The organism is Vibrio sp. V19_P1S1T109, from assembly GCF_002241375.1.
GTDB classification, from domain to species: domain Bacteria; phylum Pseudomonadota; class Gammaproteobacteria; order Enterobacterales; family Vibrionaceae; genus Vibrio; species Vibrio anguillarum.
Map to the genome: position 1 here is coordinate 14,053 of NZ_NDIM01000005.1, position 13,334 is coordinate 27,386.

At 47.5% G+C, this 13,334-nt stretch carries 5 protein-coding genes; 2 read left to right on the forward strand and 3 right to left on the reverse strand.

Annotated features, from left to right (window positions below):
• Positions 1-29: 29 nt before the first annotated feature.
• From vabF to vabH, 3 genes are all read right to left on the reverse strand, one after another.
• Entirely contained in the window at positions 30-8,516 is an 8,487-nt protein-coding gene (gene vabF, locus B9J87_RS00325; RefSeq protein WP_094149151.1) for a vanchrobactin non-ribosomal peptide synthetase VabF, read from the reverse strand.
• Positions 8,517-8,621: 105 nt separating this feature from the next.
• Positions 8,622-8,816, reverse strand: a complete 195-nt coding sequence (locus B9J87_RS00330) for an MbtH family protein (protein WP_094149152.1) — start codon at positions 8,814-8,816, stop codon at positions 8,622-8,624.
• 21 nt (positions 8,817-8,837) lie between these two features.
• The gene (gene vabH, locus B9J87_RS00335; RefSeq protein ID WP_094149153.1) at positions 8,838-10,178 is read right to left on the reverse strand and encodes a vanchrobactin esterase VabH; all 1,341 of its coding nucleotides are present in this window, start codon (positions 10,176-10,178) and stop codon (positions 8,838-8,840) included.
• A gap of 164 nt (positions 10,179-10,342) precedes the next feature.
• Here vabH and fvtA point away from each other — a divergent pair, with 164 nt between their 5' ends.
• Complete coding sequence (fvtA, locus tag B9J87_RS00340) at positions 10,343-12,418, forward strand: TonB-dependent siderophore vanchrobactin receptor FvtA (protein ID WP_094149154.1); 2,076 nt, start codon at positions 10,343-10,345, stop codon at positions 12,416-12,418.
• A gap of 139 nt (positions 12,419-12,557) precedes the next feature.
• Positions 12,558-13,265, forward strand: coding sequence for a 4'-phosphopantetheinyl transferase family protein (locus B9J87_RS00345; RefSeq protein ID WP_094149155.1), 708 nt, complete (start codon positions 12,558-12,560; stop codon positions 13,263-13,265).
• Positions 13,266-13,334 lie beyond the last annotated feature (69 nt).

Here is a 13,334-nt window from a genome sequence, read left to right on the forward strand (position 1 = left end):
AGCACTGGTTTCGTCAATGGTGGTTTTTGTTATTTTTTCAGTGCAGCCTTCGACTCCAGCAGCGTATTTAAACATTCGCCAATCTGGCGTACATTTTCTGGGGCCAAGATATCTTCATGTGAACAATCAAACTGATGCTTAATCAACTGGCCGACAAAAGATTGCCAATGAGCATCAATATCATAACCATCTGGCACCGTACGTTGCGCCACGAAAAGGTGGGCCGGACCTTGATAATCAGACGTTTGTGCCTGTGCAAGTAGACGTACCGCATCTTCATAGTTAGCGGTAATCTCATTGAACATCGCCAAACGTTGCTCATCTAATTCAATATCGGTTAGCTCATTGATGGCCAGAAACTGCTCTTTTTCACGCTCAATTTCGTACTGCTCTTCTTCATCCATCGGGCCATCCCAGTTCTGACCTTCCGGTGGATAGGTATCCAATAACCCTAAAAAGTGCACCTCTTCACCCTGCTGTTGAAGCTTCGCGGCCAATTTTTGTGCCACAATTCCGCCAAATGAATAGCCTAATAGATGGTAAGGTCCAAATGGCTGTACCTCTCTTAAGACGGGTAATAAACGATCACACACTTCTTCCATCGTTTCACTGGTCGCCATCGCTCCGCCGGGCCGAGGTGATTGCAAACCATGAATGGGATAATGTCCTGCCAGATATTTAGGTAGCCCTGTGTATTGCCAAGCAAAGCCAGAAGCAGAGTTGACGCAAAAAAGTGCTGGGCCACTTCCGGCACGGATAGGCAGCACTTCGCCAAAACCAGCTAAGGTGGGGTCGTTAAAAGCATCTTCATCTAGCAGCAAACTCGCCAGTTTCTCCACCGTAGGATTGACCATGATTTGACCAACCGTAACAGGTAGGTTTAGCGCTCTTCGAATATCTGCCGCTAGTTTCATCGCCAGCAGTGAATGCCCGCCGAGCGTAAAGAAGTCATCATCAGCAAACAGTGTTTCGACAGCCAATACTTGAGAAAATAGCGTCACCAATTGTGTTTCAAGGCCCGGATGAGCCTTGCGCCCTACCCGTACTGCGAGGTCATTTGGCCGCGGTAATGCTTTTTTATCTAGCTTACCGTTGGCGCTAAGCGGATAGTGATCCAGTAACACGATAGCCGCCGGAACCATATGGGCTGGTAAATGTTCGGAAAGTTCAGTGCGTAGCTTCTCGCCATTCGTTACGCTCATATCATGCGCGATGGCGTAACCGATAATTTGCCGTTCATCAGCGCCTAACATACCTGAATGAGTAGAGAGCGTCTGAGCACAGACCACCGCTTGTTTTACCGCAGGAAGTGCCTGTAATGCGCTTTCAATTTCACCCAGTTCCACACGCTGCCCGCGAATTTTTATCTGATCATCACTGCGTCCTAAATACTCAATCGAGCCACACGCTAACCAACGTACGACATCACCAGTGCGGTACATTCGCTCGCCACAAGTAAACGGATTGGCGATAAACCGATCTGCCGTTAACGCACTGCGATTAAAGTAACCGATGGCTAATTGCTCGCCAGCAAGATAGAGCTCGCCCGGCACACCGATTGGTACAGCTCTTAAAAAGCTATCGAGCACATAAACTTGGGTGTTCCATACCGGTAAACCAATCGGTGCACTACGGCCAACGCTTGCGTTTAATGCCTCGCCGTAAGCTGGATAATAAGTCACGTCAACCGCCGCTTCCGTCGGGCCATACAAGTTATGCAGCGGTGCATTAATTCTACGTGCGTACTGATGGCAGAGCTCTTTCGCAAGCGCTTCACCTGAGCAAAATACTTGCTTGAGGCTTGGTGCTACGGTGAAACCCGTTGGGTGAGTTGCTTCAATTGAGGCCATAAAAGCTGCCAGCATTGAGGGTACAAAGTGCATCGTGGTCACGTGATAATCGTCAATTATTTGCAATAACCATTCAGGGTCTTTATGCGCTTCAGCCGGAGCCATCACTAAGCTCGCCCCTTCCAGTAAGGGCCAGAAAAACTCCCACACGGAGACATCAAAACTGCACGGCGTTTTTTGCAATACCACATCCTCAGAGTTCAAGGGATATTGGTGCTGCATCCACTTCAATCGGTTGACAATCGCTTGATGAGAAACCAACACCCCTTTTGGGTTACCCGTTGAACCTGAAGTGTAAAGCAAGTAGGCCGCATTTGAGGGGGTAAGCCCATCTGCGCGGTTCTGCCGCTCTGCGCGCACGGGGGCTGGTAACTTATCCAACAACAATAGCGTCGCTAAATCTTCAAAACGTGAGGTGAATGAAGAGCAAGTGATGATCAGCGCAGGCTTAGCATCATTGATCATGTAGGCCAAGCGCTCATCCGGATAGCCAACATCCAACGGTAAATAAGCCGCACCACATTCGATAATACTGTAGATCGCCAAGCTCAAGGTTGCGCTGCGTGGCAAGGCAACAGCAACAATATCCCCGGCCTTAACACCTTGCTGAAGCAGCAAATCGGCAATAGCGGCCACCTGCTCAGCCAGTGCTTGATAGGTAAAACGGTGCTCACTATCAATTAAAGCCAACTGATGTGGAGAACGTTGTTGCTGCGTGATCATCAAATCACGCAGTGTCGTGCGTTCAACGGCGGTTTTGGTCTGGTTGACGCGTTGCTGCAATTCAATTTCGCCACTTAACCGCAGATCCCATTCAGCGAAAGGCTTATCACTCGAAACCATAAACTCATCCAGCATTTGCTCAAATCGTTGTACGATCTGTTTTGCTACGCCGACTCGGTCTCGATATTCAAACAGGATATGCAGTTGCTCTCCCGGTAAGACGAGAATGGTTAATGGATAATGGGTATAGCCACGATTGTGGATAGCCATTAATTTCGCGCCGCTAAAATCTTGCTGGTACCAACGGCTATGATCTGGATAGTTTTCGACCACCAGCAAAGTATCAAAGAGTGTTTTTCCACCCACCAGTTGCTGGATCTCACCCAAGCCAAGTTCATCGTGCTCCAATAATTGGATTTGGATCGCTTGGTGCGCTTTTAATTGTTCACTCAAACTAAGGTGAGGTTGCAGTGTCACACGGACAGGCACGGTATTACTGAATAACCCTATCTGTTCATCAATACCGGCAATACGACTAAACCGACCAGAGATTGGCGTACCAAAAACCACCTCTTCACGGCCCGTCATGCTGGCGAGAATACTCGCCCAAAGGCCTTGCATTAAGGTGCTCATGGTTAAGCCATGATGTCGTAAACATTGATTTAACTGATCCGTTTTATGCTTTGATAGCCATAACTGATGCTCGTTAACTTCCTCGCTAAGCGGAATATCATCAAAAGCCATACTCGGCTGGACATCAGCTAATACTTTGCACCAAAGCTCGGTCGCAACGGTTTTATCACGCTGCGTTAGCTGGCTCACAACATGAGCATAGCCGACGGTTACCGGAGGTAAATTCGAGACCCCTTGGGCGTATGCACTGAGAAAGTCATTCAATAAAATCGGCGTTGACCAGCCATCGACCACCAGATGATGTGCTGAAAGGAGCAGTGTGCTTTGCTGATCACCATGAAAAATCAACTGGGCCTGCAACAGGCTGTGGGTAGGATCGTTAAGGTCAAACTGGCGGCTTAGCTCTTGCTTCTCTAACTGATCAATCAACGCGCTTTGCTCATCACCACTCATGTTTGTTATGTCATAACGTGTCAGTGGCCAACTTGGATTAACCTGCGTCATCACCTGTACGGTACGCCCCAATATCGAACTATCAAATCGAGCGAGCAACTGCGGATGACGCCTAATCACCGCATTAAGCGCTTCGCTCACGCGATGCTCAGACAGTTGACCTTGGAAAGTAAGACGCGTGGTGGAGTTATAACTGCTATTTTTATCCCCTAATTGAGATTGGAACAGTAATCCTTCTTGTAAAGGCAATGCTGGCAGTACATCCGCTAACTTGCCATAGTGGTGTTGCAATAGGCTCGCTTGTCGCAGTGTGATTCCCGGCTCGGTATAGTCAGCAGGCACAGAGAGGTCCAACTCAGCACTATCGCCAACTTGTAGTGCTTGCTGTATTTTCAGCAGCTCACTTTCAATCTGTTGGCTCAGCGACACCATTTCCTGTTGGCTGAATAGATGAGCATTCCAAGACCAGTTGAGCACCAATCGCGGCGTTGCCGATTCTTCGACGAAAATATTTAGCTCTAAGGGATGCTGCAAAGCCCGTTCACTGTTTAAGGTGACGGCAAATGTATCGGCAAACTGCCCACTATATTGCTGTGGTGACCACTGACCATCGCTGCTTTGGAAACGGCCAAGGTAATTAAACAGCAATGACGGTTGGCGTGTATTCGCCAACGTGCGTAACTCATCTCGATACGGATTATCAAGATAGCGCAGCACCATATAACCTAGCCCTTTATCTTTCACACTGCGCTTACTTTGCTTCACTTCACGTAACCGCTCGCGGTAATCACCCTGCTTTGGCACGCTAATGATCAACGGATATTCGGTGGTAAACCACCCTAGGGTTTGATTGAGATCGATCTCCTCTTTACACTCTTCACGGCCATGAGATTCGACGTTCACTTTAATCTCTTCACACCCATAAAGTCCTGCGATCGCCCCCGTGACCGCGGCTAATAGCATCTCTTCAATATCGAGATTCATCTGGTGTGTGGGTAATTCCAATAACGGCTGCGTAACGGCATGAGAGAGTGGCGTACGCCAATGCGTCATGCATATTTTATCGACAGGATCCTTGATGGGAGCAACAGCACGCTGTGCCTGCGCTCGCCAAAATGGCATTTGCGCAGCAGCGACCGCTAAATGTTGATACAGCGCTTTTGACCAACAATGGATACCAGTAACCTCCTCAGAAATCACCGCCACTTCACCTGTGACTTGTGCTTGAGTTAATGCCTGCAACTGCGGAAGCAATATTCGCCAAGAGACACCATCGATAAGGAAATGGTGAGCAAGGATCATGAGACTTTTACGCCCACTGCGCTCCGTTATCATCACCAAGCGTAATAGCTGACCCGATGATATTGACATCGACTGACTGCGCTGGCTAAACAGACTGTCCAACACGGGGCCATCTAGCCTCTCAACCGAAACCGATTCAACCCAGTTTTTTACATCAAGATTTTGCAGCGCCTCAATATGGTATTGCTGCTCTTTTTGGACCAAGCGACACACGGAATGGTTGGCGACCAGTTGCACTAAACTGGCTTGCAAGTGCGCTAATTGGGTTTCGCTTTCCACCTCAACAAGCACACTTTGCACATAACTGGTTGTATTAGAAAATGTCTCCTCAAACCATTGCCACATAGGCAGAGGCCGAATAATGCCTTCTTGTTTCTCGCGCTGTTGTTGCTGTAGTGGCACCATTTGGCCCGCCATCATACCCAGTTGACGGGCTGCAAAAATAGCTTTGGGTCGTAGATCATAGCCCGCCGTTCGCAATCGCGTCCCAAGGCTCATTGCCGAAATACTGTCCCCGCCTAGGTTAAAGAAGTCATCTGACATTCCTACGTCACTGACACCAAGTAGCTCGGTGATCGCATCACATAACAGCTGCTCTGGTTGGGTTATTGGGGCCACGCGTTCGCTACGCGTGCCTGCCGAGTACTTAGGGAGCGCTTTTCTATCGATTTTCCCATTCACATTCAAAGAGAAAGCATCCAAGATCATCACATTGGCTGGCTGCATATAGTCAGGCAGCGCCTGTGCGATAAGACTTTGCAGTCTTTGCTCTGTGAACACGGGTTGAACTGACTCACCCTGAGCCCCTTTCTCTAAAGTACAGTAAGCCAATAAACGATGAGTATCGCCAACAGGCTCTGCCACGACTACCGTCGTATTAACACCATCAATCGCATTAATAGCACTTTCTACATCGCCCAATTCAATACGAAAACCGCGAATTTTGATTTGGTGATCACACCGGCCAACAAAATCCAGTAACCCATTGTCTCGCCACTTCACCAAATCACCAGTGCGGTACATTATCTTGCCATACGCAAAGGGGTTCGCCACAAAACGTTCTGCTGTCATACTTGGCTGGTTGAGGTAGCCCTTTGCTAACCCCGCACCCGATAAATAAAGCTCACCCACCTCACCAATAGCGACAGGCTCTAAATTTTCATCAAGCACGTAAACACAAGCACCGGCAATCGGTCGACCAATGACAGGCGATGCATCTGCATCAAGCGAAGCGCTGATCGCATCAACCGTAAATTCTGTTGGTCCATAAAAGTTTTCCACCAGCAGTTCGGGAAACTCACTCACACGGGACCAAAGCTTTTGTGGTATGGCTTCACTACCAATCAAAACTAACGTCGGCACGTGAGCGCTCGTCATTAATCCACTATCGAGCATTTGATCAAACAGTAAAGGCGGTAAATCAAGAGCATCGATATTATCTTCAGCAACACACTGGACCAGTTCGTAGGCGTCTTTCCGTTGTTCATCGTCATACAAATACATAGTATGGCCAGACAACATCCAGAGTACTTGCTCCCAAGAAGCATCGAAGGAGAATGACGTCGTATGCGCTGCACGAACAGTAATAGCTTGTTCTGGTAACTGACGACGTGTCGCCAGTTTTCTGATGGCCGCAGAAAAAATCGAACCTTGATGGGAGCGCAGTAAATTCAACAGCGCTCCATGTGTGTTCATGACCCCTTTCGGGTGACCAGTCGAACCTGAAGTAAAGATGATATAAGCCACGTCGCTGTGACTGATCGTAGGTTTGGGTTGTGGCGCTGTGTGAATGCGAGCCAATTCAGGAAGAGCAATAAACCTAGGGACGTAGCTTATCGATGAATAAGCCATGTTTTGCTCATCCTCCTCCACAACTAAGCACCAAGGACGTGCTTGTTCAACAATCGATTCAATACGTTCTATGGGATAGTCAAGATCGATAGGCAGGTAAATCGCACCCGCTCGCAAAATAGCTAGCATAGTCACGACGCTTTCAGGCCCACGTCGTAACGCGACACCTGCAATATCGCCTTGGCGCAAGCCCGCGGTAATCAGTTGATCCGCTCGAGTTTCAATAAGGTGATTGAAGGCATCAAATGTCCAACGCTGCTGTTTAAACACCAAGGCATCTTCGTTTGGCTTGCTCTCAACAGTCTGCTGCCATACATCCAGCACGGTTTGCTCTGTTCCATGTTCATGTTGTGGCCCCACCGACCACAAAGCAATCTGCTGCTTCTCGCTCGGCGGGATTAACTCTACCAAATCAAGTGGCTGTGTTGGATGGTTGGCAATCTGCTCTACCATCGCAACGAAACGAGCGGCATGAAGTTCTAATGACTCTTGGCTATATTTGGTGCTGTTGACCGTGATATTAACACTCAATGTCTGACCATCGAGCACTGGCGAAAATTCAATCTCATCAATCGGACCTGCCGAGAGGATATGTGTCTCAGTCACTACGCCAGATAAATTCAGTGCAGCTTCAAAGGGTTTAAAGTTGAGTATCGGGCCATAGAGCGGCTGGCCTACTAATCCCAGATCGCGTTGGATCTGCTCAGCGTCATACATCTGGTGGCGACGAACTTGGCGGATGGTTTTATTCATCTCTCGCGCCACATCAATAATGCTCATTTGTGGATGAAGTGACAGCGCCACCGGCAGTACATTCACTACCGCACCAGCGGCACAAGTGGCGGCATTGCCCATTCGGCGCATAAAGGGGACACCCACACACACTTGCTCTTGCCCAGAATGTAAATGGAGATAAGCAAATACCATCGCCATCGCAAGCTCGGCGGGTAACAACTGTGGACTATAGCGAGTTAACCACTCTCCACCGATTAATGGCACGGTGTGAGTGATCGTGCTCGAGGATGTATTGGCTGCACTACCTGTGGTGAGCGAAATAACATTGGGTAAATGAGCCGCTTGCGTTTGCCAAAAGTCGTACGCCTGCTGGCGCGCTGCTGAGTCTAAAAATTGCTGATATTCTTGAATTACATTACTAAAAGCGCTGAACTCTTGAGGTTTCGCAGCGCCAATCCGCCAATGGTTATAAAGTTGGCAGATGTATTGACTGATGGCATTCACACTGAACCCATCCACATCAATATGATGGTAACGTTGATACCAAAACCATTGCGGTGCATTGCTTGAACCAACATCAATTAAACAGTGTCGGAAACGCCTCTTTCTTGATGAAATGTCCAACCGCTGCGCAAGATCGTGCTTCATCCACTCCCGAGCCGACTCTTCTGGCAAGGCGGCTTGTGAAAAGTCGAGAATCTCAAGCCATTGCCCTTCTTCATCCGCTGGATAAAACTGCTGCCTCACGCTGCCATCGCTCTCTAGATAATGGCAGTGGAGGGAATCAACGCCTTGCAAGCCGATGGCTACCGCGTTTGAAAATAACTCAATATCGATTTGACCTTGAATCACCACGTAGTGGGCAACATTAAATTGCTCTGGATTGGGCATCATCTGCTCGGCAAACCAAATACCTTGCTGTGTGCCGATAAGAGGCCACTGATCCTCTTGCACTGATGAGTTGTACATCTCTTTATTCCTAACAAAAGTCATTGCCTATGTCCCTTTTTGTTACCCCGCTTAACAAGCATGAATGAACAGCGCCGCTATTGCAGGAGTCAAAACTCGTTTGGTTTAAGCTCGAATATCTAACCACTGAGCTTCGATGTGGTTGCAACACTCTTGTTTTGACCTCGGTCCAAGGATGGCTTGCCAACCAGCGGGAATGGCTTTGAATTCTGGCCATAAACTGTATTGATTATGCGAATTGATCAGCACTAAAAATTGATGCTTAGATTCATCAAAAGGGTTGGTGTATTTTTCTGACATATTTCTCTCTACCGCTGAAAATTAAAGATAAGGTTCTAAAACATATGACAAGCCATCGATGATCCCGCCGCGCCAACAGAGTCGGTCATGACCGCCGTCAAACAGACGAAATTGAATCCGATGCTGTTGTGAAGCCAACTGTTGGTATAGATCTCGACTTAAATCGATCATGATGTCTTCACCGCTACCCACTTCGAGGAAAAGCGCAAGACGTGAATTGGCACCTAAACCTTGATGTACCTCTTGGCTCATTTTGCTTAATCGCGAGTCGCTTTTCGGTGGACAATATTCACTGGGGGGTTTAACGATCGAGAAATCGGGCCACCAAAATGAACCCGATTGACAAACCACAGAACCGAATCGCTGCGGCCAGTGTAATGCTGCGTACATTGCCGCTAAGCCTCCTAAACTCTGGCCTACGATCACCGTTTGGTCTGCATCGCGGGTTACTCTGACGCGCTCGTTAATCGAGGGGAGTAACTCCTCCATCACGGCTTGCCAAAACAGCGGATTACAGCTGAGATCATCACTGCGTTGTTGAGCGCTAATTTCATCAATCAACACATAGAGCGCCGCTGGAAGCTTTCCACTGTGGGTCGCCTGTGAAAGAGCCTCATAAACCGGCATCGATTGAGACCAAAAACGGCCATCCAGCATCAACACCAAAGGTAACGGCTCAGTGGTGGGTCTTTGCGCGGTCGAATAAAGCCAAATCTCACGCGATGTACCGAGCAAAGTGCTGCTCCAAGTAAAGGTCGAATCAGCACTTTTGAAGCACTGACCTTGCGCTGAATCGAAACCGAGCCACTCTGTTTGCGTAAGCGCTTTAGGCATATGACAAGGTGTTTTCGCGCGCCCCCACTCGCATTTTGACAAATCATTTTGAGCCAGTGGATCAGCGCAACTCAGTGGAAAAATGGAGCGTAGCCATTGCCGATGTTGGTGGCGCATTGCATCGTATGAACCTTGGTAACTCGGCTGCACTAACGCTTCTGGGACAGGAATAAAAGAATACCCTCCTCGCCAACTCAGTTTGACGCTATCGATATAAAACCACACATCGGTATTATCGATATGAGTAAACTTCGCCATCGAAAAACTGTGATGATCGGTGACACCATTAATATCAACGTAGATCGCTTGATTTGCGGCCACACTCGGCTTCGGCTCACGCCATAAAAAAAGAACCTTTGCATATTCGCCATTTATTTCAATCACATAAGGCATGCCGATCGATTGCACATGTGCCCACCAAGGCTCGTCACCAATAGAGCCGCCCTCTTGAATAAAACGGGCCAACACCCCATTGAGCTCAGCCCTCTCTTGTGAGCTCTCCTGATTAACAACCATTACTAAAACCACCCCATATCAAGCCTAGTATTTTTGAAACATAGAAACTAAGTAGCATAAAACCGCATTGATGATATTGCAAATAATAACAATTATCATTAACATTACAACTAGCAACAGTTGATTCAATAATGGTTGCAGCAACATCATTTTTTCTATTAAGGAACTTTTAGGTCATGAAGCCCATGGATATGAATAACGGTAAGGCAGTCAGAAATATCAATAAGACTCAACTCGCCACACTGATTGGCATCCTCTGCGTGAGTACTAGCGCAAATGTTGTCGCGGAACAGCTCGAAAAAAAAGAGCCACAGAAAAAGCAAGATACTGTGGTTGTGGTGGGTGAGAAATTGGGAGGAACACTGGCCGAAAACACCAGTTCGCTCACCCTATTCACCGATGAAGTGGATGATGGTGAAAGCCGAGATTACTACGATCTGCTCGACCGCGTACCAAACGTACTCAATGCACCTTCGGGCATTCCACACATTCGTGGGGTCGATGGACGTGGCCCTGGCGAAGGTTTTCTTACCTTCATGACAGGCGCAACACCTCGCGTCAATACAACGGTAGACGGCGTCTCTGAATCTTGGTCTGGAGAAGCGTTTGGCAAAGCTGGACTGTGGGATACAGAACAAGTGGAAGTCTATAAAGGGCCACAATCCACCAACCAAGGCCGCAATAGTATTGCCGGTGCGGTTGTGATCAAAACTAAGGATCCAACGTTCCACCGTGAGGGTAAAGTTCGCGCTGGTTATGAAAATGAAGACAGTAAATATCATCTCGCAGGGGTCGTGTCGGCACCTCTGGTTGAAGATACTTTAGCGTTTCGTCTTGCCGCCGAAGGTACCAAAGGCAATACCCCTATCGATTACTCTCTGCCTAACGGCGATCAGTACCCTTGGGATCCTTCCGAGCTCGAATCCTATAATGTCCGTGGTAAATTATTGTGGAAACCCCAAGGAAATGACAAGCTAACAGCCAAGCTAACGGTTGGTAGCCGTAATGAAGAGGGGCAATATACCAACTTCGTTACCAAGCCGGGCACACTTGAACTGCATAGCAAAAGTGGCACGCGTCGCCAAGAAACCAAAAGCTGGAATATCAACCTAGACGTCAATTATGTGATTAATGATGAACTGACAACGGATATTTTAGTCGCCCATCGTAACTACACCACCAAGTTCAAAGCTTATCCTGATACTAATTGGTATGGTGATGTGGATGAAGATAACTACACCGCAGAAGCAAAGCTTACATATCAATCACTTGATGAAAGGTACAATGCGATTCTAGGCCTAGCCAGCTTCTTCAAAGATCAATACACCGAAACAGATTCATTAAAACGTAAAGATGAAGTTTTAACCAACTCAATCTACTTTGACTCAAGAATTCGTTTGGATAATCGCTGGCAGCTATTATTAGGTGCACGTTATGAAAGAGATGAACTGAAGCGAGATTTCGATCACGCTACCCTACCACTCGATTTTAAAGCCGATGAAGATGACGGCATCCTATTGCCTAAGATTGGTCTATTACTTGATGTCTCAGATCACTCCACCCTCGGTCTTACGGCCCGTAAAGGCTACAATGCTGGTGGATTAGGCTATAACGAGTACAAAGAAGAAGTTTTTGTTTTTGAACAAGAAAAAGTCTGGAGCTACGAGCTAAGTTCTCGTTCAAGCTTCCTGGATGACAAGCTGGATCTTACTGCTAACCTGTTCTACAACGACTACAAAAATTATCAAACTTCGGTCTCTGGTGACAGCGGAAAACGCTTCGATACCTATATCACCAATATACCGAAAGGGAAAACTTACGGTACGGAAGTTGAAGCCTCTTACTGGTTTGATTCTGGGCTCGACCTGTTTGCGTTTGTCGGTCTTCTTAAAACAGACATCAGCGAAGGACCAACCGGTACCTCTACCAATCTCTCAGGCAATGAGTTCAGTTACGCTCCTAAACTGTCTGCAGGTGCGGGCTTTACTCAACACTTAGATTCTGGTCTATTTTTTGGTGCTCGTGTTAACCACGTTTCCGATTACTATACCGATTTAGCCAACACAGAGAGTAAAACGGCTGGCGATTACACCGTGTTCAATCTGAATGCAGGTTACACTCTCAACGATTTGACGATTCGCGCTTACGTGAAAAACGTCACTGATGAAGAGTACGTGATTCGCCAGAAAAGTGATCTCTACGAAGTCGGCGGTCCACGCACCTTTGGCATAGTCGCTGATTACCAGTTCTAGTTAGTCACTCTGACTCACTCTCCTAGACATCAACACTTAGTTTTTGACTGGGGGAGTGATTTTTCACTCAATCTTAGATAAACGTCACCACGCAGGCGACGCATCGAACAAGTTCACTCACTCGATAGGTAAAATAGGCATGCTCATCATTCCAAACTGGCCATCTTCCATCCAATACCACCAGCTTGAAGTGAAGTATCTACCTGAATACAAAAATAAACTTGAAGAGCAAGGGATCTCCCTTCCCTCTTCTTTAAACCAAGCCGTGCTAAAGCGCCATTGTGAATTTTTAGCTGGCAGGATGTGTGCAAAACACTGCCTAACCAAACTGGATCAATCACAGTCGCTAACGTTAGAGATTGGCAAGGGGAACCAAGCGGTTTGGCCGCAAAATATCGTAGGCTCAATATCCCATTGCCATGGCTACGCTATCGCAGCCGCCACTCACCAGACTCAAGCGTGTGCCGCTCTTGGTATTGATATTGAACAACTCATACGAGATGAATGGCTCAGTGATATTCGCCAGCAAGTCATGACACCCGCAGAGCACATTTTTGCTCATCACTTTGCCCAATTAGCGAGCTTTATTACGCTGATTTTTTCCGCGAAGGAATCGATTTATAAAGCCATTTATCCATGGGTTGAACAGGTTCTTGATTTTCACGTGGTAGAACTGATCCATGTTGACAAACACGCCAAACGACTCATTTTTCAGATTCACACTGATCTTCATCCTTTTTTAAATCCATCATACACAATCAGCGTTGGTTACCACTGGCCTGACAGTGAGTATGTACTGACTTGGTGTTATTTAAGTCAAGCCCATTTTTCGACACATAAAAAATAGCCGGCTGACACTGCTTTATAACGCTCCATATCAACCTAATACTGGCGTAGCAGCGTACAAAATTCCGTC